Source organism: Actinokineospora inagensis DSM 44258 (assembly GCF_000482865.1).
Taxonomy (GTDB): domain Bacteria; phylum Actinomycetota; class Actinomycetes; order Mycobacteriales; family Pseudonocardiaceae; genus Actinokineospora; species Actinokineospora inagensis.
In genome coordinates this window covers 45,616-68,998 of the sequence record NZ_AXWW01000037.1, presented here as the reverse complement: position 1 = coordinate 68,998, position 23,383 = coordinate 45,616, and the positions used below count along the sequence as shown (strand labels likewise).

The following is a 23,383-nucleotide window of genomic DNA, read 5'->3' as shown; positions in this document are numbered from 1 at the left end:
GCCCACCTCCTCACGGGCTGGTGAAACCGTGTCACCAGAACAGGTGGGTGCGTTCTCCGGCGCAGAATCGGCGCGCGGCGACGAACAGGCGGAGGTAGAGCTGGTCGAGCTTGAGGTAGTTGGGCACGAGGTCTGCGGTGGTGAGGGTGATTTCGCCGTGCTCGCGGCCGGTGTCGGTGCGGGTGGTGTAGTGGGCGGGTGCGGTGTCTGTGTCGCCGCTGGCGAGTGCGATGGCGTCCACCAGGGCGATGTCCACGAGGCCGGATACCTCGGTGTCGGACAGTGGGATCTCGTCGAGCGCCAGGTCCAGGGGGAGCAGGTGCCAGTGTTGGAACTCGCGCTCGACGTAGTCGGGGGCCAGGGTCACGGCTGTCTGCCGCAGGCCGATGGGGTGAAGGTCGCTGTAGCTGATGGGCAGGCCGAGTTCCTCGTGAATCTCGCGTACGCCCTCGGGGATGGTTTCGCCTGCGTGGTAGTGGCCACCGACGGTGATGTCGGCGTAGTCGGGCCGGTCGAAGACGTATCGGCCGGGTGTCTTCTTCTGCAGGACCACCCGCTTGGTGGTGGGGTTGATCGCGAGTGCGGAGAACGTGCGGTGCCAGAGACCCTGAACGTGGGCGGTCTTCTTGTCCTCGGTGCCGATGTGCTCGTATCGGTCGTTGAAGATGTCGATCAGGGGCACGGTCGTCCTTCGCGGTGGACGGCGGCTTCGGTGTCGAGCCGCCAGTAGGTCTGGAGGGCATCAAAGTACCGGCGTGGTTCACCGACGGTGACCCAGCGTCCCGTGATGCGGTGAACGCGCACGTCGGCGGTGCGCGCCAGGTTACCGACGGCCACGCCGAGGTCGACCTCGCCGCGGGCGCGGTCGGTCGGGACGAGCAGGTCGAGGATCGACGGTCGCAAGATAAGGCGGGACACGACCGCGAGAGGTTCGGTGACGGTGGCGGGGTCGGGTCGCTGGCGGATGCCGATCACTCGGTCGGAGCCAGCGGAGTGGGTGTCGACCACGCCGAACGAGGCGATGTCGGCGTGGTCGACGAGTCGAGCCGCGATCACCGCCTCGGCTCCCCCATCGATCATGGCGCGCATCTCGGCAAGGTCGTGCCCACCCAGCAGCACGTCATCACCAAATGCCACGCCGAACGAGTCCTCCTCGGCGAGCCTGTCTCGAAGGGTGAGTAGCGGCGCACCGTTGCCGTAGCCGTGTCCAAGGTCTTCAACAACCGCCTCGACCACAACGCCGTCCTTGCGTAGCACGTCCAGATAGGCGGACACGACAAGGTCATCCGGTCGGGTGACAACGAGGGTGGTTGTGGCCCCGGCTCCGATGCATTCGGTGATGACGTGATCGAGGGCGGGTCGATACCCGATCGGCAGCATCTCCTTGGGGATGACCATGCTGAACGGTCTGAACCTGGTCGCGTGGCCAGCCGCCGTGACCACCACTGTCCATCGTGGCTGTGTCACTCAAGTCCCCCTGTCATGTCGAGCACGGCGCGAGCGAGGTCGCCGATCGGGTTGTGGACGCCGAGGCTCACTTCAACGCAAGGCACGGTGGTCGCAATGTGCCTGATGGTGGTGCCTGCCTGTTCGCGGAGTTGGTCATCGGTGCTGTGGCGTGGAACCACCCAAGGCCGGACCCAGAACTCATCGCGCGGGGTGAAGCAGTTCGCTGCGACGACCTCAAGGGCTTCACGCAGCGGCAGCCGCCGCGTACGGGCAGGCTCGGCGGTGTCGGTCAATCGGGGAACCACAATCAGGCGCAGTACCGACCGCGAGGTGAGGCGAGCACCGAACGCCTCGGCAAACTCGCGGGCGGTGAACGCGTGCTTCACCGTCGCGCCGAAGTCCGCGGGCAGCATGTCCAAGCCGTCGTGCACGAGGTGTTCCAGTTCGGGAAACGCCTGGATCGTGCCGCGCGCGGTCGGCACGGGCAACGGCACAGCGACCATGTGGTCTCCGCTGTGGAGTACGAGGCGATCGTTGGACAGCAGGGCCGCGCCGGGCGTGCGCAGGAGTGTGGCCGTGGTGGTGGTCTTGCCAGCGCCGCGGGGGCCGCAGATCATCACACCAGCGCCGTCGAGGTCCACGCCCGCTGCGTGGAAGATGACGCCGCCTGCGTCCTCGTAGGTGCGCAGCATCGCCTCACGGACGAGTCTGATCGGGTACCGGTGGGGGCGTGCGGTGCCGCTGTGGGTGAACAGTTCGATGTCGCGCCCCTGTACGGCAACTGCGTACGCGCCGGGTTGGGACTCGACGTTGTCCGCGGCGACGAGGTAGCGGCGCTCTCCGTTCGGCTGCGGGGCCTCTCGCAGGAAGAGACCTGGGACCGGTTCGATGACGCTCGCGGTTGTCGAGCGAGTGACGGTTTCGGCGATCTGGTGGAACGCCGTGTCGTCGGTGTGCACGTCGATGGTGAACGCGTCGAGGTCGAGTTCGCCCGGCGGCGTTGTCAGGAACTCCGAGAGGTGGGCGCGCTGCACCGGTAGCCATGACGAGGGTGCGGTGATCGCGAACGCCACATCACCCACATGGCAGTTCCACGTGGACAGTCCAGCCACGGAATTGGGAGTCGAGATCATGTCAGGACTCGCCCCTCAAGAGTCGGTTGACCTGCCGAACGCGGTCTACGCGTGCTGCCTCGGGAAGGTCCCGAAACGCCCGCACTGAGGTCAAGGCGAAGTAGTCGTCCACGCTGGTCTGCTCGACATCGCCGTTCAGCGCGCGCAGGGCCACGATGGCTCGTGATCGGAACCACGATGCGGGGAACACGTCGGTCGAATGGTCGATTCCCGGTGATAGCTGCCGTTCCAGGTCCGCACGCCGGTCGGATGCGAGGTTGGCCTCGGCGTGCAGCAAGGCCCTGGTGGCGTAACCGATCAGGGCATCGAGGATGACCGGTGTCTCGAAGCACAAGGCGGAGAACAGCACGTCGAACAGGCTCGATGCTTCCGGACGTCGGCTTGGGATCAGTGGCGGCAACACGTCGACTAGGACTACACCGTCGGCGTTGAGGCAGAAGTTGGCCAAGTTGGTGTCTACACGGGCGTCCGTGCCGTCCAACGCGCGTACCCACCCGGCGACCTCGATGACCGCGTCGACAAAGCGCGATGGATCGACCCGAGCATGATCGAGCAACACAGGGCCGGGCACCCAGCGATGACGCACCGTCAACGGTCGGTCGGATATCACCTCCAGCCCGTCCGGCAAGATGACCGCGGCTGCTCGCAGGGTGGAAAGGTAGGTGATCATCCCGGCAATACCGAGGTCTTGTGCGGCTGCCACCGACGGGACTCCCGCTGGATGCCGTCCAGCCAAGATCTTGATCACATCGTCTCCGTCGCGGCGATGTGCGGCAAACTCGCCGTGGCTGGTCATGTCATGGTCCGATCGCGGAGGAATGCGTTGGCGTCGGTCACCATCGCGCGGAACTCGGCGAGCAGGTCCAGCCCGAGTGCACTGGCCAAGGCGTCGGCGGCTGTAACCGCTGTGGCACTTGCCGCCGGGATCGTCGGCAGCGTTCCCGTGGGTTGGTGACGATAGCCATCGTGCATCATCGCGGCTTCAGCGAGCCGCCCGGCGGCGATCAGCAGACGCAGGAACCGCTCGACCTCACCGATGTGTCCCTCGGTCTGAGACGTGGGGAGAGCAGTGGGCACCGTGTCGGCCAGTGTGGGCACGCTGAGGCTGGCCAACAGTACGTCAGCCAGCTCATCGCCCGTGTTGGTGATCGGGCGCTGCGGATCATCGAGGTCGGTGGTGTCGGTTCCCCATCGACGCAGCAGGCACAGAGCGAGGTGCCCGACCTGGACCGTCATCTCGGCGGCAGCCGTCGTAGCCGACCACGGCATCGGCGCAGTATTAGCGAACCCGGTTCGTAGCCTGCGTACCTCCACCAGCACCTCGGCCAGGTCCTCGGGAGTCACCGCGCATCACCGAGGATCAGCGGTACTGCTCCGGCGGTTCCACTGTTCCAGTACGGGTCATCGTGCTGGCGGGTGACGCGGACACGGACGCCGAGGTCTTGGGTCAACGCGGCGACGACGTTGGTCGGGAGTGCCTGGTGAACTTCAACCTCACCGCGGGTTTGGTCGAAGGTGAACGGCGCGGGGTGGCCACGTCGGTTCAGGGCTGTGTCAATCATCGTCTCCGTCAGGTGGGGTCGACGAAGGACATCGGCTTCGCAGCGACGCCGCTGTTGGGTGGGGCACTGGTTTCGCAACGTGCATACCTCGCTGCCGAACACGCCGAACCGATCGGTGGTTCCCAGCACGTACGCCAACGCGCAGGAGTTGGTGTGGAACAGCGGATAGCCAGGGTGACGCTGGTGGGTGGCGTGGATGAACTCCCAGAACTCGCGGGGGTAGACGCCTTCGGCTTCGGTGACGCCCGGCGTCGTCGCCAGCTCCGGCCACAGGCCCGCCAGCCGCGGCAACGCGTCGGGTTCGACCTTCAGGCCAGCCGCGACGGTGCAGTGCGCGTACTCCGCAGCCCAGGCGAGCACCGTCTCCATCGTCGCTTCCGTTGCCGACTCGGGAAACGCAGGCCGCCAGTAGTGCACGATTGGCACTCCAGCCTGGGCCAGCCGAGGGAAGTTGGCCTTCAACTCGTCATGCCGGATGCCGTGTTCGACATCGCGGCCCAAGCCGGAGTAGCTCACGTACACGATCAGCCGAAGCCCTGCCTTCCGGGCTTTGACAACCGCATCCAGGGTGTCGTCGGGGATGGCGCACTTGGTGATCAGTACGACCGGGTTGGGAACCTGGCACTGGACCAGCACGTCCAGCAACTCAACCAGGTGCGCGCGAGACGCAGGCAGTGCCATCACGTCCGTCCAGGTGTAGAGCGCAATCGGGCGATCTGGCTCGTAGAACGGTGACGACGCGAGGAGATCCGCTGTCTCGGCGGGGCTGGCCAACTGCTCGGGGCGCACCGCGGTCTGCCCCCGTTCGTTCAGGAAGCAGTACGAACAGACCTTCGGGCAACCTTGCACGGGGTTCACCGCGATCCAGGTGGCGTGCTGATCCACAACCTCGGTCCACGTGCGACGTGGATGAACGACCCGTCGGGTTCCAAGTCCGGGGCGTGCGTTCATGTCACCCACCGACCGACCTTGCGTCGTCTGCACCACATGACCGCTTCTCCGCTCGCTGCATCGGCCCGCGTGCGGCCGATCGGGCTCGGTGCGTCAAGAAGACCGAACATGATCGCCTACCTGCGGTTCGTGGTCCGTCCAACACGCGTGCCAGCGTGGGGTGCCACAGTCGTAGGCTAGCCTGTATATATACAGGCAGCTATACGCCAACCAGGTGGCCCTGCGACTGTATGACATGGTCGGTGCGAGACTGTGCGCGATCTGACTGGCATACGGGAGGGCACCAGTGGCCGACCATCGCGCGGACCCGTCCGCGTTGCGCTTCCTGATCGGGCACGATCTCAAGGCGACCCGCGAGCGGGTGAACCGGAAGCAGACCGAGGCCGCGAACGTGCTCGGCTGTAGCCAGGCGAAGATCAACTACCTGGAGAGCGGGAAGACTCAGCAGAAGCCCGATGAGGTCACCGCGCTGCTTCGGTCATACGGCGCCGATGTTGAACATGTTGACCGCATGGCTTCGTTGGCAGGACGGGCCGACCAGGGCACCTGGTGGGCACCGTTCAGCGACGTGCTGCCCAACTGGTTCAAGACTTTCGTCGGTCTTGAGGGCCTAGCCGCCACCGAGTTCTCCTACGAGTCGATGCTGTTGCCTGGCCAACTCCAAACACCCGACTACGCCGCTGCGCTGCTGGTGGGCAACCTCCGCGTTCCACCGATGGACGCCCCGCACGTCGTCCGAGCGCGAATGGCTCGACAACGGCTAACCGACGAGGCCAACCCGCTGCGACTGCGAACCGTCATCGAGCAGTACGTCCTTGAGCGTGTTGTCGGCGGCCCGCGGGTCATGCGAGGACAACTGGAGCATCTGCTCGTGCTGATGGAGCGCGGCAACGTCGAACTTCACGTCATGCCGGTTGACGTCACTGTCCATGACGGTCTCGACGGAGACTTCCTGCTACTGGACTTCGACGAGGCCCAGAGCATCGGCTACATCGAATACCCCACTGGGGCGATCTACATCCAAGATCAAGACCAGGTCGGGGCCTACGTGCTGTCCGCGGACCGGTTGTGCGCCACCGCGTTGTCGGAGTCCGACTCCGCCGCGGCCATCGCCGCACGCATCGAGGCCCTGGCAACCAACTCGGAGGACTGACATGGCTCTTATCGACGGTCTCGCATGGCGGACCTCCACTCGCAGCAGCAACGGCGAGAACTGCGTCGAAGTCGCCCCAGCGCACAACGGCGTGGTCATTCGACACAGCAAGCACCGCTCTGGCGGCACAATCACGTTCCCCTACGAAGTCTGGCCCGACTTCCTCCGCGAGGCGGAAGGTGGGTCAAAGAGTGCGAATGGAGTGGCCACTATCAGCAAAGCCGGTGACGACACGGTCGTCACGTCCCTCGCAAGCGAGACCGAGCTACGCTTCGATGCGGACGAATGGTCCGCCTTCGTCGCTGGAGTCGTCGATGGCGAGTTCGCCCTGACTTCCCCTTCGCCAGACTCAACGGGTTACGGCCTCGTCAGGCCATGAGAATCGAGCCCAGCGCACCTATGGCAAGTGCCGGGCCGAGCGCTATATGACCTCGTCGATCCACTTTCCGCAGCAGCAGACAACACATCCCGTATACGGAGCTGATGATCAGGCCAAGAAAGATGCCGCGGGCAGCCGCTGCCCAGCTCGTCCAGCCGAGACCAAGGACTAGCAGCGTCGCCAGACGTATGTCGCCACCGCCGACGAAACCTGGGGCGATCAAGTAGATGGCGGTGAGTAGAACCAGGGAGATAGCTGCGGCCGCCAAGGCGTGGAGCAGGCCACTGAGCTGACTGCCGACCACGGCGATGACAACGAGCATGACCGTGGTCGTGATGGCCGCCACGAGGATGGGCTTAGTGGGAAGCCGGTGGTTGCGCAGATCAACGAATATGAGCGGGACGACGAACGCCGCCAGAGCCGAGTAGATGAGCAGAGCGGAGCTTGACCCGAGGCGCGTAGCGAGCAGGGTGAACGTCGCTGTCGACCAAATGACCTGCTTCCAATGTCCGCGCAAAGCGGTGGTCTCGGCGTGATCCAACAACCGCACAAGTGCCGCGGCCGGCACGGCCAGCACCGCTCCGATCAACGCCCACGATCCGATAAAGATCCAGTTCGCCACCGTGTCTCTCCGGTCTTCGCTGTCACTCGAACGGTTGAAATCGGATTCTCCATACGAGCGCCCGCCAGTCAATAGCTCCGAGTATTGTCACGCTGTGTGGAGTTGACCTAGATAGACATCCTCTCGGTAGGCCAATCGGGTTATGTTTGAGGCTTAGTGGCATTGCGTCATCGGTGACTCCACCTTGGAGACGTTGATGTCTCCTGGGTGAGTGGCTGTAGAACTCGGAGGACGATGCTGGTGAGCCCGTTAGGGGCGAACTGACTCTCACCCTGGGGGTTCTTATGTCTCCGAAGACGATCCCGGCCGTTGCTGGCGTGGCGGTGGTGGTGCTGACGGCGGGGTGCGGTGGCTCGTCTGCCGGTCCGCCGCCGACCTCGGCCAGACAGCCGACAAGTTCGACACCGAGCGCCGCGGTAGCGACGACCACTGAGTCGGCGGACGAGCGCGATGGACGTGCTGCCTCGGACACCTATCTCGGCATGTGGCGGGCGATGGCGCAGGCCGGATTGACCTCGGACTGGCAGTCCGTGGAGCTGGCGAAGTATGCCAAGGGCGAGGCGTTGAACACGATCACTCGGAGTCTGTACCGGGATCACGCGAGCCAGGTGGTGACCAAGGGTACGCCGAAGAACGATCCACGAGTCACGAGTCTCCAGGGCAATACCGCGATGATCGGGGACTGTGGTGACAGCACGAACTGGTTGAAGTACAAGACGACAGGTGAGTTGAAAGACAACGTGCCGGGTGGTCGTCAGGCGATCACCGCGGAGGTAGTTCGCCAAGAGGACGGGTCATGGAGGGTGACCCGGTTCGCCATCCAGGCGGTGGGGACATGTTGAGGCTGGTGGGCATCGCAGCCGGACTAGCTGCGGCGGTGCTGACAATCACTGCTCCGGCGGCTATGGCGGATGGTGGCTGGGGTGGCGCGGAATGCGGCGACCTACCAGAGGCCGGGTGCGATGTGGGCGCAGGGAATGGTGGGGGACATAACGAAGGTAGCGTTCACCTCCCCGGGAGCGGTGGGAGTGGTGATTCTGCGGTCGGTCCGGACAATTCGGCGTGTCGGTGGGACAAGGTCGACGACTACTCGGAGCCGGGGCAGCCGACCACGGGCGGTGGTTGGTACCTGCTGACTTGCTTACCGGACTTCCAGGACGGTCCGTTCTGGGTGGCGGATGCCGCTCCCGCGCCGGTGTCGCCACAGGTGTTGGCGGAGACGGCGCGGAATCGGTTGTCGTTGCCGCGGCCGTCGATCTTGGCGAGTCCGGCGCAGAACCAGCTTGTGAACCTGCCGACGTGGTTGTGGGTGGACCGTGGCGCTTGGGTGCCGGTGTCGGTGACCGCGTCGGTGCCGGGGGTGTCGGTGACCGCGACTGCGCGGCCGACGGCGGTGACCTGGTCGATGGGTGACGGGGCGACGGTCACGTGCAACGGGCCCGGTGACCCGCTGCTCGGTGGTGATCCGCGGGCGGCGTCGCCGACGTGTGGGCATACCTTTCGGCGGGCGAATGAGCGATATCCGGTGACCGCGACGATTCATTGGTCGGTGTCGTGGGCGGGTGCCGGAGCGGGTGGGACGTTTCCCGAGTTGACCACGTCGACCACGACGGCGTTCCGTGTGGTGGAGATCCAGGCTCTCGGCTCGCGCTGATCAATCCTGTGTAGACGTTTCAATCTCATTCTTCTTGCTGGGTGCGCTGTTTCTCCGAATGCGTGCCGGGGCGGAGCTGTGCCTGAAGGAGGGCATCGGGTGGCAACTGTGACATCGCGGTCGGCCGCGGACGAGAGATCCGGTCCGCGTGGCTGGTCGAGCACCGGGCGGGCGGGACGCGCGGCGACGGGTTCGCGGGTCAATGGGGCTGTGCGGCGGCGTGCGCCGTATCTGTTGCTCGGGGTTCTGTTGGTGGTGGCGTGCGCGGGTGCGGGGGTCTATGTGGCCACGCAGGCGGGCAACCGGGTCACGGTGTTGGCGTTGGCGCGGGCGGTGACGGTCGGCCAGGTGCTTGCGGGGCAGGATCTGCGGCAGGTCAGCATCTCCGTCGACAGTGGACTGGACGTAGTGACCGCGTCGGAGTCGACCACGGTGGTGGGGACGACGATGGCCTACCCGGCGCCCGCGGGGACGCTGCTCAGCAGAGGGCTTCTCGGCGTCGCAGAGGTTCCTGCCGCGGGGTCGGCGATCACCGCGGTGGGGTTGAAGGACGGTCAGTTCCCGCCGTCGCTGACACCTGGCACGCACGTCCTGGTGCTCATCAGCCCACCAGCCTCCACCGGGACTTCGACGGCGTCGGTAGCGGCGCCGCGCACGGTTCGTGCGGTGGTGACCGATGTCCAGGCGCGGCAGAGCGAGCAGACCACGGTGATGTCGCTGGAGCTGCCGGAGGCCGGTGCCCGTGAGTTGGCGGGTGCGTCCGCGGCGCAGGTGTCGGTGGTCGCGGTCGGGGGTGGTCGGTGATGTTGGTCGTGGTCTGTTCGGTCAAGGGTTCCCCGGGGGCGACGACCCTGTCGGTGGCGTTGGGCGCGCGGTGGACCGGCCCGGAGGAGCCGGTCGTGGTCGAGGCCGATCCGGGGGGCGGGGATCTGCTGGCGCGGTGGCGGCTGGAGGAGAACCCGGGGCTCAAGTCGCTGGCCGCGGCGGCGCGGCGCGACAGCGATCCCGGTCTGTTGGCCCAGCACGTCCAGGTGTTGCCGGGTGGGTTGCGGGTGGTGGCGGGGCCGGTCGGCGCGGAGCAGGCCCGGTCGGCGTTGGCGGTGTTGGCGGGTGGGTCGTCGTCAGTGGTGCGTGCCTCGGCGGAGGTGGCGGGGCAGGTGGTGATCTGCGATGTCGGGCGGATCGACGCCCAGTCCCCGGCACTGCCGCTGCTGCGCACCGCCGAGGTGACCGTCCTGCTGGCGCGGGCGCGCGACGACGAGCTGGCGCACGTCGCGCAGAAGCTCGACACCGTGGCGAAGTGGACACCGCACCCCGCTCTGGTGCTGGTCGGCGAGGGCTATCCAACCAGGGAAGTGGAGCGCGAGCTGGGGGTCGACGTGCTCGCCCGGCTGCCTCATGACCCTCGCGGTGCCGCGGTGCTGGGCGGGCAGCCGGGGCGCCGCTCTCCGTCGCGGTCCGCGCTGGGCAAGGCCGCCGCGTCCTTGGCGGACCTCCTGCGCGCCCAAGCCCCCGCCTCGCAGGACGACCTGCCCGCTGATCTCCCCGCTCCCGATGTCCACCTGAACGGAACCCGCCCATGACCGAAACCACCACCTTCACGCGAGCAGGCATCGAGCCGGGCAGCGAGGTCGAGGCCATCGGCCGGATGCGGGAGTCGCTGCGCCTGGCCGTGGCGGCGCAGCTCGGTGACCGGGTCAGCGCAGACGACGCAGCCGGGCGAACGCCCATGACCCCGCCTGAGCGCCGCGCGCTCGCCGCTGTGCTGGTGCAGGAGGCCGCGGACGCCTATGCCAACGGCGAGCTGGAGCGCGGCGGCACGCTGCTGTCTCCCGAGGTCGAGGCCCGGGTCACCGCCGCGGTGGTGGATGACCTGGTGGGGATGGGTGGTCTTCAGCCGCTGTTGGATGACGAGTCGATCGAGAACATCAACGTCAACGGGGACCGGGTGTTCGTCCGCTACGCCGACGGCCGCCGCGCCCGACTGGCACCGGTGGTTCCGACCGACAGCGATCTGATCGACCTGATCCGGGACCTTGCCGCCCGCTCGGGGATGGAGGAGCGCCGGTTCGACCGTGGCTCGCCGATCGTGAACTTCCGGCTCCCCGACGGTGCCCGTGTCTCCGCCGTGATGTCGGTGACCGAGCGGCCGTCGGTGTCGATCCGGCGGCACCGCTACAGCACGGTCACTCTGGCCGAGCTGCGCGAGATGGGCACCCTGGACGTGGCGCTGGAGTCGTTCTTCGCCGCCGCGGTCCGGGCGCGGCGCAACATCCTGGTCGCCGGCGGCACGGCGATCGGGAAGACGACGATGCTGCGCGGCTTGGCGTCGGCGATCCCGCCCGAGGAGCGGTTGATCACGATCGAGGATGTCGCCGAACTCGGGTTCGGCGACGACGAACACGCCCACCCCGACGTGGTCGCGTTGCAGGCGCGCGAGGCGAACATCGAGGGCCAGGGCGCGGTGAGCCTGGCCGATCTGGTGTGGCAGGCGCTGCGGATGTCGCCGGACCGGGTGATCGTCGGCGAGGTCCGCGGACGCGAGGTCATCCCGCTGACCAACGCCATGAGCCAGGGCAACGACGGCTCGATGGGCACCATCCACGCCAGTAGCAGCAAGGGCGTGTTCACCAAGCTCGCCGCCTACGCCGTGCAGTCCCCGGAGCGGCTGGACATCCACCAGACCAACATCCTCATCGCCTCCGCCCTGCACCTGGTGGTGTTCCTGGACAAGCCCCGCGGCGAACCCCACCGCCGGGTCGTGTCCTCCATCCGCGAAGTCGTCGACGCCGAGGGCTCCCAGGTCGTCTCGAACGAGATCTGGCGGCCCGGCAGCGACCGCCGCGCGGTCCCCGGTGCCCCGATCCGCACCGAGACCATGGAGCTGTTGGTGGACGCCGGGTTCGAGCCGGATCTGCTCGACAACCCGGACGGGTGGTGGCAGCCATGACCGCCACCACCGCACTACTCGCGCTGCTCGGCGTCGGCACCGCCGCGGGTGTGTTGCTGATCATCGCCGGGGCCCGCGGCGTCACAACTGCGGACACCCCTTCCAAGGCCCAGCTCTGGATCGCGAGCCTGCGCCGGCACGGCCACGCTCGCCTGCTCGCCGCCGCGGTGCTGGCCGGGCTGGTCGCGGGAATGGTCACCGGGTGGCTGGTCGGCGGGGTGTTGACCGCGCTGGCTGTGGCCGGGTTGCCGCAGGTGCTCGGCGGCACCCGCGGGCACGACCGGGCCTTGGCGCGGATCGAGGGGATCGCGTCGTGGACGGAGATGCTGCGCGATGTCATCGCCGCCGCGGCCGGGCTGGAGCAAGCCATCCTCGCCACCGCCGCCACCGCCCCGGAAGCCATCCGCGCCGAGATCGAGGACCTGGCGAAGCGGCTGGACCGCGGTGACCGGCTCGGCCCCTCCCTGCGGCTGCTGGCCGATGACCTGGCCGACCCGACCGCGGACCTGGTGCTCGCCGCGCTCGTGCTCGCCGCCGACCACCAGGCCCGCCAGCTCGCCGAACTCCTCGGCGAACTCGCCGCCGAGGCTCGGGAGCAGGCCGCGATGCGGATGCGCGTGGAAGCCGGGCGTGCGCGCACCAGGACCAGCGTGCGGGTCATCCTGATCACCACCCTCGCCTTCGCCGGTGGCCTGGTGGTGTTCAACCGCTCCTACCTGGAGCCCTACGACACCGCGTTCGGCCAGCTCATGCTGCTGCTCGTCGGTGCCCTGTTCGCCGTGTCGTTCGTCTGGCTCGGGCGCATCGCCCGGCTCCGCCCCGCCGCGCGGGTCCTCACTGGTCTCACCCAACTCCCGACCGGTGCGACGGAGGCCCAACCATGATCACCGGACTCCTCCTCGGCGCCGGACTCGGCACAGGGCTGTGGGCTCTTGTCGCCTGGATCGCGCCACCGCGGCCCGGACTGCACGCGACGCTGACCGCGATCACCGCCGGACCCGCCCCGGTACCGCTGCTGACCGCGGACTCCGCGGGCTGGAGCCTGCGCATCGGCAAGCCGTTCGTCCGCCCGTTGGCCTCGCTCGGCCTGCCGACACCGCGGCTGCGGCGGGATCTCGCGGTGATCGGCAAGTCCCCGCAGCACCACCTCGCCGAGATGGCCGTCTACGGCATCGCCGGCCTGGTCCTTCCCACCCTCGCCCAAGCGCTACTGCTGGTCGCCGACATCCCGATGCCGTGGCAGATGCCCGCCCTGGCCGGACTCATCCTCGGCATCGTCGGACTCCTCGTCCCCGACCTCACCGTCCGGCAGGAGGCCGCCCGTCGCCGCGACGCGTTCCGGCACTCGCTGGGCGCCTACCTCAACCTGCTGCGCGTCCTGCTCGCCGGTGGCGCGGGTGTCGACGGCGCGCTCACCGACGCGGTCAAGGTCGGCAACGGATGGGCGTTCGCGCAGATCCGGCGCGCGTTGACCACCGCCGCTGCGACCCGCACCACACCGTGGGCCCGTCTCGGGCAGCTCGGCACGGAACTCGACGTCTCCGAGCTGTCCGAACTGGCCGCTTCGCTGTCGCTGGCGGGTACCGAAGGCGCTCGGGTCCGCGCGTCCCTGGCCGCCAAGGCCAGCGGGATGCGCACTCGGGAACTCACCCACGCCGAAGGGGAGGCCCAGTCCGCGACCGAACGCATGAGCCTGCCCGTCCTGATCCTGTTCCTCGGATTCCTGATCTTCCTCGGATTCCCCGCCATGTCCCGCGTCCTCATCGGACTCTGAACCCACCAAGAGAGAACCCATGAACTCCAACCTGATCGTCCTCATCGCCCGAATCCGCGCCAACTGGCAGCGCCTACGCGAGGACGAGAACGGCTACAGCACCGAAACCGTCCTCGTCACCGCTCTGCTCGTGGTCCTGGCCCTCGCCGTGCTCGCCATCATCGCCACGAAAGTGACCGAGAAGGCGAACGGCATCACGATGTGACCCCGCCCATGACCACAACCCCAACCCACACTCTGCGGGCACGTCTGCGGCGACTCGCTCGGGATGACCGCGGCGCGGTCTCGGTAGAACTCGTGATGGCGACGCCGGTGCTGATCCTGTTGCTGCTCACGGTGATCCAGTTCGGCCTGTACTTGCACGCCTGCCACGTCGCGCAAAGCGCTGCGGCGCAGGGGCTCTCGGCGGCTCGCGTGTCGGGCGGCACGGCCGAGTCCGGTTCTACCGAGACGCGGCGCGCGCTTGATCTTCTCGGCGGCGGTGTCCTCGGCGGAACCACGATCACGTCCACGCGGACCGCCGCAGACGTGTCGGTCGCGATCACCGGTACAGCCGTGCAGGTGGTGCCCTTCCTGGCCCTGACCGTGCACGCCGAGGCCCACGGCCCGGTCGAGGTCTTCCGAGGAGGCGGCTGATGCACGTCCTGCTGAGATCACGGTGGCAGCGGTTGCGGCTCGACGAGCGCGGATCGGCCGCAGCGGAACTGACCTTGTTCACCCCGGTGGCCGTGATGCTGGTGCTGTTCGTCGTGTTCTGCGGACGGCTGGCCGCCTCCGAGATGCGGGTGACCGACGCCGCGCACCAGGCCGCACGCTCCGCCTCCATCTCCCGCACACCAGGCCAAGCCGACCAGAACGCCCGCACCACCGCCGCGACCGCGCTCGCCCAAGCCGGGGTGACCTGCCAGAACCTCACGGTCGCCACCGACACCCAGGGCCTGCGCCCCGGCGCCGCGGTCACCGTCACCGTCTCGTGCACCGTCGGCCTGTCCGACCTCGGACTCCTCGGCGTGCCCGGCAACCGCACGGTCACCGCCACCTACACCTCCACCATCGACACCTACCGCGGAACCTGACCATGCCCCCACCCGCCACCCTCCGCAGGCTGGCCGCCAACGCCCGCCGGTTGCGCCACGACGACCGCGGGCGCGTCACCGCGTTCGCCGTGGTCATGGTCAATGCCTGCCTGTTCGTCGCCGGACTAGTCCTCGACGGCGGCATCGCCCTCACCGCCAAGGTCGACGCCCTCGGCCAAGCCCAGGAAGCCGCCCGCGCCGGAGCCCAACAGGTCGACCTCGGTGCCTACCGCGGCGGCGTCCTGCGCCTGGACCCGGGCAGGGCCGATCAAGCCGCCCGCACCTTCCTCGCCACCGCAGGCCACAGCGGCACGGTGACCGTCGCCGGGAACCGGGTCACCGTGACCGTCACGATCACCCGCCCCACCCAACTGCTCGGTCTCCTCGGCGTCGGATCGGTCACCGCGACCGCGACCGGCACCGCCGAGGCCGAACGCGGCGTCACCCGCGCCGACCCGTGAACCACGAGGCACCCATGACCAACCGGATGTCCGCTCTCGCTCGCAGCGTCGCCGCCGCCGAGGTGCTCGCACTGGTCCTCGGTGGCCTGCCCTGGGCGCTGGCCCACTACATCGGCTGGCCCCTGCCCACCCGGGTCCCGACCTGGAACGACATCACCGGGACCCTGTTGGCCCCGATGAGCACCGGCCTCGTCCTGGACATCCTCGCCTGCCTCGCCTGGTGGATCTGGGCCCTGTTCACCCTCGACGTCCTGCGCGCCGCCCGGGACGTGCTCCGCGGACTGTCGTTGCCCGACCTCCCACCCGCGGGCCCGATGCGCGCCGCCGCGGTCGTGCTGGTCGGCAGCCTCCTGGTGCCCCTGTTCGCCACCCGCACGCCCGCAGCACCCACGCACGTCGCCCTCACCGCCTTGGCGACCCCCGCGACCTCGATCAGCGCCGCGGCCACCCCCATCCAGCCGGCGCCCGCCACGCCGGTCCCGCTGGTCGCGCCGCCGCCGGGCATGGTGGCCATCGCCGACACCGTGCGCCTCCCGCAACACGGTGTGCACGACAGCCTCTGGCGCGTCGCCGACCGCCTCCTGGGCGACGGCAACCGCTGGCCCGAACTGCTCACCACCAACCGCGGCGTCCGCCAAGCCGACGGCCGCGCCCTCACCAACCCCGGCGTGATCCGACCCGGCTGGATCATCACCGCCTTCATCCCCGCCCACGAGCCGGCCAACCAGCCCCAGGCAACGCCAGTGGACCCGCCGCCCCTTGTCCCCAAGCAACCGGTGCCCGCGCCGACGACACCCCACACACCGTCCACACCTCCGGCGCCAGTGACCACAGAGTCCACCCACGCCCGACCCACCCCCACCCCCAACGCGCCCGCGACAACTCCGCGCGCGCCTGCGGACCTCGAATCCTCGGAGTCGACTGAACCTGTCGGCACCCTGACCACCGGCGCCTACGTCAGCCTGGGGTTGATCGCCGCGATCAGCACGCTGGTGGTGGCGCTCCGGATGTCTCGTCGACGCCGGTACCGGCCCGGCAGCGGGGACCGCTCGGACCTCGCCCGCCCCATCGCCCCGGTCGTCCGCGCGATGCGCACCCACCACGATCTGGCCCCAGGGCCGGACGCCGCCGAGGCCCAGGTCGGCCTGCTGCCCGCGGTTCCCGACGAGTCCGCACCGTCAACGGCGATGCTCGTGCCGACAGCCCGAACGGCACCGCCAGGCCGCAGCCTGGACCTCACCATCGACCTCGCGCGAACCCGCGGCATCGGCCTGACCGGGCCGGGCGCGGCGGCGACCGCACGAGCGATGCTCCTGCACCTGCTCGCCCAGCACCGCGGTCGCGCCACGAGGGTCCTGATCCCCGAGCCCGACCTGGCCCTGCTCGGCCTCCCGCCCGCCGCGGCACCTGCCTCGCTGTGCGTGCTGCCGACCCTGGACGACGTCCTCGACGAAGCCGAGACCGAACTGCTGACCCGCACCCACCAGCACCCCGGCGACCGCGCTGACCTCCCGCCGCTGGTCCTGCTCGCCACCCCGGCACCGCACACCGAGCGGCGCGCGCAGAACATCATCGACCTCGGTTCCACCGTGGGGATCGCGGCCATCCTCATCGGCCACTGGCGCCCCGGCATCACCCTGCGCGTCCACTCCGACGGCACCGTGGGCGCCACCAGCGCAGGCCCCGCCACCACGCTCACCGGCACCCGGCTCTACCACCTTGACTCCACTGACACCGCCGCCCTCCTCCAGCTCCTCGCCGAAGCAGCCGACGAACTCGACGACACCGAGGAACCCGACCACCTCACCGAGAAGCCCGCCACCGAGACAAGGCCGCCATCCGAACCCATCTCTTACGACACTCCGCCACCGCTGGTGGCTCTCCCCGAACACCAGCAGCGCGACGCCGTTGTGGCCCAATGGCGGCTCGCCGTGCTGGGCAACACCGACCTACGCCTGCATACCGCTGGCGACGAACTCGTCCCGGCGATCAGCCCCAAGCACCGCGAAATCCTCGCCTACCTCGCCATCCACCCCGACGGCGTGCGCCGCGACGTCCTCAACGACGCCCTGTGGCCCGACGCTCCCCGCGCCCGCCCGTTCAACGCCCTACACAACGCCGTGTCCACCTTGCGTAAACGCCTGGTCGAAGCCAGCGACGACCAGCTCGGCCAGCTCGTGCTCACCGACGACGGCCGCTACCGACTCGACCCCGCCCTCGTCCACATCGACTACCACCAGCTCCGACACGCGCTGGCCCACCCCGAGCCCGACACCGACCTCGCCGCTCTCTACCGCGGCGACCTCGCCCACGACATCAGCACCGACTGGATCGAGCCCATCCGCGAACGCCTCCGCCGCGACGTCCTCGACGCCCTCAGCAGGCGCGCACTCCACCACGCAGACCAGCCCCACACCGCCCTGGCCACCCTCGAACAAGCCCGCACACTCGACCCGGTCAACGAAGCCCTGTACTGCCAGATCGCCCGCCTCCAGGCCACCCTCGGCCAACACGACGCCGTCGCCCGCACCTTCGCCCTGCTACGCACCACACTCGCCGACATCGACCAACGCCCCAGCCCCGACACGCTCAACCTGATGCGGTTCCTCCAGCAACGCCGCGCCCAACCCGACGCAGAGGCAAGCTGACCGACTACCCGAGTTGAGTCAGCGGGCTTCGCTGCCGTCGTCGACGAGCCCCCGACGCTGCCGATACCGCGTCCGCGCCTCGGCGATCACCTCGTCGTGCCGGACCGCCCATCCGGCCAGCGCGCTCAACTCGGACAGCAGGTCGTCCCCGGCCCGCGTCAGCTCGTAGGACACCGACCGCGGGAACGTCCGCTGCACCTCGTGGCGGACGATCAACCCGTTCTCCACCATCCGCAGCAACGTCCGTGCCAAGCTCCGCGGCTGGATGACCGCCTTCCGCCCCGACCACGGATCGAACGGCGCATCCGCCTGAATACGCTTCAACAACACCGAATAGTTGAGCCGACCTGGCTTGAGTGCGACAAGAACATCACTCAGCCAATCGTATTCGAGGATATGCTTGAGGTCTCTCGACCTGCGCAGAATATCCATATCCCCCATCGTCATCTCTCTCACTCCGTGATCAATAAACGCCCAGCCGTATCGACTGGTCGACCGCTCGCGGGCGTGACGGCATCAATATCGACATCTCCTCTCGGCTCCGGTTTCGGAGGTTGCGAGATGCATCCTCACCGGGCGTGGCCGTCAACATACTATGGATAATGATCCTTTTCGAGAACAATTCTCTACTTGCGTAGACGCTCGATCTCCCTGAGTGACAGGAGCGGTGGGATCTCAGCAGAACGTGACCGAGTCGATCCGGGCAGTTGTCGACGCACCCCCTCCCCTCGCACCTACGCTCGCGGCTCCCCCCACTAGGCAGGGGGAGGCCGCAAGTCGTGTCCCCGCTGGTGAGAGGCGTCCCGAGTCCTCCTGCATGTCGGCCAACTCGGCAGCAAGCCAGCATGGTGCAAGTCGGCTAGGCAGTGCATGACCGGTCCCCGCCGTCCCCGGCGTGGCTTGCTGCCTGGCTGCCGAAGTCGTCCGCATGGGGTTTCTCGACAATTCTGCCGAGAAACCCATGCGGACGGCGCGCCGCGGGCGCGGCGCGCTTCATGAATGTTGGCGCCTGGCGCCGCCGCTCCACAATGCCGCGCAATTGCCTCCGCCAGCCTCCGACCTTCACGCCGCCTGCGCAACGACAGCCGGGCCGGTCGATCTTGGCAGTTTCTTCGCGTCAGATAAGGAAACAGCCAGCACGGCCCGCAAGTAACAGCTAAGTAACGGCGGCAGCGAAGGTCTTGCGATGTGTAGACCTACAGGGTGTACTTATACGTGTATCCACAACAGAAACTAGGCAACACTCCGAGCGGGAAGGCGAAAGACCGGGGCGCAACGTCCCCGTGAGCCTTTCCGGGCGGTTGATCGCCTCTTCGATGTTCAGGTGATGCAAAGTCCCGCATAGCGCGGGCAGCGGCTTGGGCCGTGCGGACAGCAGCGAAACCGTGCAGAGCAGCGTGAAGAACGACGCGTAGCCAAACGCGCATTCCTAGTCTGGGATGTATAGTACCTGCGCTTGCAGCTTCACTACGTAAAGCTCTTGCTATAGAGCGGAGTAGCGCGCATAAACGCATACCTACTACAGGTGTGTCCCAAGATAACTCCATGGTGGTCTAGCACCGACAGACGTCGCGATGCGTGGGCGTTCGGGGTTGTCTCAGGCGGTTGCCGACATTGGGCATTCGATGCTGAGGGCTTCGCTCTCACGTGCCTATAGCACGCCACACCCTTACGGGCATAGTTCCCTGCATTGCGCGCTAGACACAACGTCACTTCTTTATCTCTTGATTCGTGCACTTCTGAGTGCGCGTGGTCATACACGGTCTTCCCTTGTGGGTGACCGTGTGTGGCCACGCCTGCTTAGGCGAACACATGCGTATACGGGTCTGGCCTGATGCCAGACCGGCAGGCACGCCGAGTCTTGGCTGCCTGCCGTTGTCTGGGGCGCGTTCTGGCCCCTAGCTTGCGTTGGCGAGGCCGGTAGCGGGTTGCCGCCCACTACCGGCCTCTTGGCACCACGGGAGTAAGCCCGCTATGCCTACGTTAACTCTACCCTTTGCCCCGCCCGTGCCCGTAGTCCAGTGCGACGGGTGCGGTGTTGAGACCGGTCGCACCACCGTCACGGTGGACGGCAGTGAAGTCTGTGCCGGTTGCCTCACCGGCTATGAAAAGTGCGACCGATGCGGTGAATACGCATCGTCGCTGACTGAGACGGACATTAGCCGTTCGGTCTGCGATGAGTGCGCGTACGGCATGTCGACATGCGTCGAATGTGACACGCTCTCCGAAGACTCGCGATCAACCGACAGTGGTGGCGAGGTGTGCGACCCGTGCAGTGATGCGTACTGGTCGTGCGAGAACTGCTACGTCCTCACCCGGAATGGCGACTACTGCGAGTCGTGCGAGCCGGAGCAGGCGGACGGTGGGTCCGACTACGTCCACTGCTACGACTACCGTCCGGCGCCGGAGTTTCACGGCACCGGACCGCTGTACCTCGGGGTCGAACTGGAGATCAACACTCCGGATCTTGGCTACTGTGCCGAGACAGCGACTGATCATCTCGGGTCGGTGGGCTACCTCAAGGAAGACTGCTCGATCGGTCGCGGCTTTGAGATCGTGACTCACCCGATGTCCTACGACTGGGCCATGGGCCACTTTCCATGGGGCATGTTGGACGAACTGGCCGCACTGGGTGCAAGCGGTGACGGGAACGGGCTGCACGTCCACGTCAGCCGCGCCGCGTTCGACGAACCGGCCCACGTGTTCCGGTGGCTGAAACTGATCTACCGCAACCAAACCGAGGTCATCGGCATCGCGCGCCGCGAGTCCAACCAGTGGGCGCCCTTCTCACCCGAGGGACGGCGATACGCCAAGCACGCGGCCAAGGGCGGCAAATGCACCAACAGGTACCAGGCGATCAACGTGCAGAACGAACACACCTTCGAGCTGCGCATCTTCGCCGGCACGGTCAACAAAACCGAGGTGAAAGCCGCGCTGGCACTGGCAGCCGCGTCGGTCGAGTACACCCGCGCCCTTGCCGTCCGGGACATCGTGGACGGCAAGGGGTGGGAGTGGGAGACCTTCGCCGCATGGGTTGCCGGACAGGGCATCTACCCGGATCTCGCGTCGGAGATGGAGGCCCTGGCGTGTGCCTGCTGACGTTCTTCCCGGAAGGGGTCCAACCCGACGTCGCCGCACTGGCACGCGGAGCGCAAGCGAACGAGGATGGGCACGGCTACGCCATCGTCACAGCCGACCGGCACCTGATCGTGCGGCACGGGATGAACCCCGATGCACTGATCGGCGAGTTCCAAAGCGACCGGGCACAACATCCCGGCGGTCCGGCGCTGTTCCACTCCCGCCTGTCGACCGGGGGCACGAGAGGTACCCGTAACTGCCACCCGTTCCCCCTGGGGAACGACCCCCGCACGGTGTTGGCGCACAACGGGGTTCTTCCGTCGGAGCTGTGGCCGCGGGGCCGTGACGGGCGGTGCGATACCCGGATCGCGGCGGAGGACTTCCTACCTCGCCAACCGTTCGGTTCGTTGACGACCCGGCAGGGGCGAACGGCGTTCCAACGGTGGCTAGGCGCGTCCAACAAGGTCGTGATCCTGACCGTGAACCCCCGATACCGCAGGTCCGCCTACATCCTCGGTGAGGACAGCGGGACGTGGGATGGCGGCATCTGGTACTCGAACGGCAGCTATCAGGCGGAACCGGACTCGGACCACCCGTTCCTGTTGGATGGCCAGTGCACAGGATGCCTTGAACTCGACACCGTCGACTTCGTGACCGGCTTCTGCCGGGTCTGCGGAACCTGTATGGACTGCGAAGAATTGGACGGCCACTGCGTGTGCTATCTCCCCGTTGGCTGGGCGACCAGCTCCGACGATGTGGGCGGCCAAGCGTGGGAGACCTTCGACCAGCCGCCATCCCTCTTCGATTGAGCCGCCCACTAGCCAGTCCTCATAGGACGTCCGTTCTTCTCTCACAGTGTTGTATTCGTGTGCCGGACGTCCCGTGCGCGGGGCGTCCGGCACGCCGCTCGAAAGAAAGTCGCAAGTATGGATATCCAGCGCGTCAACATTCTCCGTGGCCACACCAGCCCGGACACCGCATACCTGGTCGACGACTACCCCTACGGACGCACGTTGCGGTGCCAGATCCGTTACTGGGTCGAGAACGGGAAGAGAGGCAAGCATCGGAGGCTGCAACGCTTCATGTCGCAGACCACCGACCCCCAACGGGACTACCTGTATTGGAACAACCCGAAAGCCAGCACGTACACCGAGCTGGTGGTCATGTTCCTGAACTCCGAGGAACACGTCCGGTCGTTCCACGTGTCCGAGCACATCACGCCGGTCGCTGACGCCCGGTTCCGGCTCATGGGCTTGTACGACCAACTCGATGAGGGCACGCGGGCGCGGTATGACCTGCTGCTGCGCAGAGCGCAGGGCTACCTGGCGCCGTGGGACCGATTCGAGGCGACGCTCACCGCGCTCGCCTCACACATCACCAGACACGGCACGGCCCCACTGTTCGACGGCCCGGTCTGGACGGATGACACCGGACAGCGGCACCACGTAGGGGAATCCCCCGTCGTGTACCTCATGCTCGCCCACCAGCGAGCGGAGGAGACTCCGTGAGCGCGTCCGGTCGCGACGCGGGGCCGGTCGAGCCCACCGTGGTGCGGGTCGGGGACCTGGTGTTCCTTGACGCGTACCTGGTCGGTCTCGTGCCTGCCAAGGTGACCGGCTACACGGCTCACGGCAACATCGAGATCACGATCACCGCCACCCGACGTCGCCACCAGCACGGCGATGAAACGACCTCCGGGCCGAACTACTGCGTGCCACGCGCGCATGTCCGATGGCGCGACGGTCGGCACGAGGTTTTCGGGCGCTGGCGGTTCGACGGGCTACCGCGCGAGTTTCAACCCTCCTGGCCCGACTGACACGGGTCCCACCTCCGCGGCTTGGCCCCCGGGTGTCGAACACCGGGGTCAGGCCGCGGACCTGACCCGACACGTTCCGGGCTCGTCCGCGTCAGTGCACGTGGTCGACCAACTACACAGCAAGAAGAAGATCATGACTACCTCTGCCGTCCCGCCTATCCCTGAGCCCTTGCGACAGCTCCCCACCGTGGGCGGGCTGGTGGTTCCCTGGGTTACGCCCCGCACAGCCGATGGGCGATTCCTGTTCGGATCGGTCGATCGCGACCGCGTGGACCACGCCCTACACGGACGGCTGTGCGGGGTCTGCGGCCTGCCGCTGGAACACCGCGCGGTGCTGATGATGCGCATGTCCGACGTGGTCCGCCAGTGCTCCAGTGAACCCGCCCTGCACCCCTGGTGCGCGGCCTACACCATCCAAGCCTGCCCCATGATCAACGGCCGCCTGACCACTACCGCTCGTCCGCGCCCCGGCTGGACACCAACATGGTGTCCGCCCCCGACGCGGCGGCTCGCCACGGCGCCGCCGCGGAACCGTGGTTCGCGGTGTGGATCGCCGGATACCGAGTGATCACCGACCACGGGAACCTCGCCGCCTCCTACGCGGGCACGACACCCCTGCGGTTCCGGCCCATCACCTGGCGATTCCCGCCGATGCTCTAGCCGCTGAACCACAACGA

27 protein-coding genes are annotated in these 23,383 nt (G+C 67.6%); 18 read left to right on the top strand and 9 right to left on the bottom strand.

What is annotated here, in order from left to right; all coding sequences use genetic code 11:
* Positions 1–31: 31 nt before the first annotated feature.
* The 6 genes from H504_RS0116110 to H504_RS0116085 are packed head-to-tail and all read right to left on the bottom strand — an operon-like array spanning position 32 to position 4,918.
* The gene (locus H504_RS0116110) at positions 32–682 is read right to left on the bottom strand and encodes an NUDIX hydrolase (protein ID WP_026423595.1); all 651 of its coding nucleotides are present in this window, start codon (positions 680–682) and stop codon (positions 32–34) included.
* Positions 673–1,443, bottom strand: a complete 771-nt coding sequence (locus H504_RS0116105) for a sugar phosphate nucleotidyltransferase (protein WP_245614290.1) — start codon at positions 1,441–1,443, stop codon at positions 673–675. The genes H504_RS0116110 and H504_RS0116105 overlap by 10 nt, the downstream gene beginning before the upstream one ends.
* 20 nt (positions 1,444–1,463) lie before the next feature.
* Complete coding sequence (locus H504_RS0116100) at positions 1,464–2,531, bottom strand: hypothetical protein (protein ID WP_245614288.1); 1,068 nt, start codon at positions 2,529–2,531, stop codon at positions 1,464–1,466.
* A 52-nt stretch (positions 2,532–2,583) separates the two neighbouring features.
* Positions 2,584–3,378, bottom strand: a complete 795-nt coding sequence (locus H504_RS0116095) for a hypothetical protein (protein WP_026423592.1) — start codon at positions 3,376–3,378, stop codon at positions 2,584–2,586.
* A complete protein-coding gene (locus tag H504_RS0116090; RefSeq protein ID WP_026423591.1) occupies positions 3,375–3,926 on the bottom strand; it encodes a hypothetical protein in 552 nt (183 codons plus the stop codon). The genes H504_RS0116095 and H504_RS0116090 overlap by 4 nt, the downstream gene beginning before the upstream one ends.
* Positions 3,923–4,918, bottom strand: a complete 996-nt coding sequence (locus H504_RS0116085; protein ID WP_245614287.1) for a hypothetical protein — start codon at positions 4,916–4,918, stop codon at positions 3,923–3,925. Before H504_RS0116085 ends, H504_RS0116090 begins: the two co-directional genes overlap by 4 nt.
* Positions 4,919–5,381: 463 nt before the next feature.
* Between H504_RS0116085 and H504_RS0116080 the strand changes: the two genes are divergently transcribed.
* On the top strand, positions 5,382–6,248 hold the full coding sequence (locus H504_RS0116080) for a helix-turn-helix domain-containing protein (protein ID WP_026423589.1): 867 nt from the start codon (positions 5,382–5,384) through the stop codon (positions 6,246–6,248).
* A gap of 1 nt (position 6,249) precedes the next feature.
* A complete protein-coding gene (locus H504_RS35455; RefSeq protein WP_051385934.1) occupies positions 6,250–6,627 on the top strand; it encodes a DUF397 domain-containing protein in 378 nt (125 codons plus the stop codon).
* On the opposite strand, the gene H504_RS0116075 is transcribed toward H504_RS35455, so the two are convergent.
* On the bottom strand, positions 6,617–7,249 hold the full coding sequence (locus H504_RS0116075) for an A24 family peptidase (RefSeq protein WP_026423588.1): 633 nt from the start codon (positions 7,247–7,249) through the stop codon (positions 6,617–6,619). The genes H504_RS35455 and H504_RS0116075 overlap by 11 nt on opposite strands.
* A gap of 284 nt (positions 7,250–7,533) precedes the next feature.
* On the opposite strand from H504_RS0116075, the gene H504_RS43150 reads away from it, so the two are divergent.
* Complete coding sequence (locus H504_RS43150; protein WP_245614285.1) at positions 7,534–8,091, top strand: hypothetical protein; 558 nt, start codon at positions 7,534–7,536, stop codon at positions 8,089–8,091.
* A gap of 244 nt (positions 8,092–8,335) precedes the next feature.
* Here the strand turns inward: H504_RS43150 and H504_RS41340 are convergent, their stop codons facing one another.
* A complete protein-coding gene (locus H504_RS41340) occupies positions 8,336–8,677 on the bottom strand; it encodes a hypothetical protein (protein ID WP_026423586.1) in 342 nt (113 codons plus the stop codon).
* 436 nt (positions 8,678–9,113) lie between these two features.
* Between H504_RS41340 and H504_RS0116055 the strand changes: the two genes are divergently transcribed.
* Genes H504_RS0116055 through H504_RS0116010 form a run of 10 tightly spaced genes read left to right on the top strand, consistent with a single transcriptional unit; the run spans position 9,114 to position 17,812 of the window.
* On the top strand, positions 9,114–9,707 hold the full coding sequence (locus H504_RS0116055) for a hypothetical protein (protein ID WP_051385933.1): 594 nt from the start codon (positions 9,114–9,116) through the stop codon (positions 9,705–9,707).
* A complete protein-coding gene (locus H504_RS35450; protein WP_051385932.1) occupies positions 9,707–10,486 on the top strand; it encodes a CpaE/TadZ family protein in 780 nt (259 codons plus the stop codon). Before H504_RS0116055 ends, H504_RS35450 begins: the two co-directional genes overlap by 1 nt.
* Positions 10,483–11,853 (top strand): TadA family conjugal transfer-associated ATPase, encoded by a 1,371-nt coding sequence (locus H504_RS0116045; protein ID WP_051385931.1) that lies wholly within the window; start codon positions 10,483–10,485, stop codon positions 11,851–11,853. Before H504_RS35450 ends, H504_RS0116045 begins: the two co-directional genes overlap by 4 nt.
* On the top strand, positions 11,850–12,737 hold the full coding sequence (locus H504_RS0116040; protein ID WP_026423583.1) for a type II secretion system F family protein: 888 nt from the start codon (positions 11,850–11,852) through the stop codon (positions 12,735–12,737). The genes H504_RS0116045 and H504_RS0116040 overlap by 4 nt, the downstream gene beginning before the upstream one ends.
* The gene (locus H504_RS0116035) at positions 12,734–13,627 is read left to right on the top strand and encodes a type II secretion system F family protein (RefSeq protein ID WP_026423582.1); all 894 of its coding nucleotides are present in this window, start codon (positions 12,734–12,736) and stop codon (positions 13,625–13,627) included. Before H504_RS0116040 ends, H504_RS0116035 begins: the two co-directional genes overlap by 4 nt.
* A 19-nt stretch (positions 13,628–13,646) precedes the next feature.
* Entirely contained in the window at positions 13,647–13,832 is a 186-nt protein-coding gene (locus H504_RS0116030) for a hypothetical protein (protein WP_026423581.1), read from the top strand.
* Positions 13,833–13,840: 8 nt separating this feature from the next.
* Positions 13,841–14,263 (top strand): TadE/TadG family type IV pilus assembly protein, encoded by a 423-nt coding sequence (locus H504_RS0116025; RefSeq protein WP_026423580.1) that lies wholly within the window; start codon positions 13,841–13,843, stop codon positions 14,261–14,263.
* A complete protein-coding gene (locus H504_RS0116020; protein ID WP_051385930.1) occupies positions 14,263–14,703 on the top strand; it encodes a TadE/TadG family type IV pilus assembly protein in 441 nt (146 codons plus the stop codon). Before H504_RS0116025 ends, H504_RS0116020 begins: the two co-directional genes overlap by 1 nt.
* A gap of 2 nt (positions 14,704–14,705) precedes the next feature.
* A complete protein-coding gene (locus H504_RS0116015) occupies positions 14,706–15,164 on the top strand; it encodes a TadG family pilus assembly protein (RefSeq protein ID WP_035304513.1) in 459 nt (152 codons plus the stop codon).
* A 14-nt stretch (positions 15,165–15,178) separates the two neighbouring features.
* Positions 15,179–17,812 carry a BTAD domain-containing putative transcriptional regulator gene (locus H504_RS0116010; RefSeq protein ID WP_026423577.1) on the top strand — a complete coding sequence of 878 codons (2,634 nt, stop codon included), beginning with the start codon at positions 15,179–15,181 and terminating at the stop codon, positions 17,810–17,812.
* Positions 17,813–17,830: 18 nt separating this feature from the next.
* Here H504_RS0116010 and H504_RS38735 read toward each other — a convergent pair whose 3' ends face one another.
* Positions 17,831–18,244, bottom strand: coding sequence for a winged helix-turn-helix transcriptional regulator (locus tag H504_RS38735; RefSeq protein ID WP_169735404.1), 414 nt, complete (start codon positions 18,242–18,244; stop codon positions 17,831–17,833).
* A gap of 1,632 nt (positions 18,245–19,876) precedes the next feature.
* On the opposite strand from H504_RS38735, the gene H504_RS0116000 reads away from it, so the two are divergent.
* The 5 genes from H504_RS0116000 to H504_RS43145 all read left to right on the top strand — a co-directional run bounded on the left by H504_RS0116000 (position 19,877) and on the right by H504_RS43145 (position 23,366).
* A complete protein-coding gene (locus H504_RS0116000) occupies positions 19,877–20,911 on the top strand; it encodes an amidoligase family protein (protein ID WP_245614281.1) in 1,035 nt (344 codons plus the stop codon).
* Complete coding sequence (locus tag H504_RS35440) at positions 20,899–21,699, top strand: class II glutamine amidotransferase domain-containing protein (RefSeq protein ID WP_051385928.1); 801 nt, start codon at positions 20,899–20,901, stop codon at positions 21,697–21,699. Before H504_RS0116000 ends, H504_RS35440 begins: the two co-directional genes overlap by 13 nt.
* Before the next feature lie 117 nt (positions 21,700–21,816).
* The gene (locus H504_RS0115990) at positions 21,817–22,398 is read left to right on the top strand and encodes a hypothetical protein (protein WP_026423575.1); all 582 of its coding nucleotides are present in this window, start codon (positions 21,817–21,819) and stop codon (positions 22,396–22,398) included.
* The gene (locus H504_RS0115985; RefSeq protein WP_026423574.1) at positions 22,395–22,706 is read left to right on the top strand and encodes a hypothetical protein; all 312 of its coding nucleotides are present in this window, start codon (positions 22,395–22,397) and stop codon (positions 22,704–22,706) included. Before H504_RS0115990 ends, H504_RS0115985 begins: the two co-directional genes overlap by 4 nt.
* A 483-nt stretch (positions 22,707–23,189) precedes the next feature.
* A complete protein-coding gene (locus tag H504_RS43145; RefSeq protein WP_245614279.1) occupies positions 23,190–23,366 on the top strand; it encodes a hypothetical protein in 177 nt (58 codons plus the stop codon).
* The last annotated feature ends 17 nt before the right edge of the window (positions 23,367–23,383 follow it).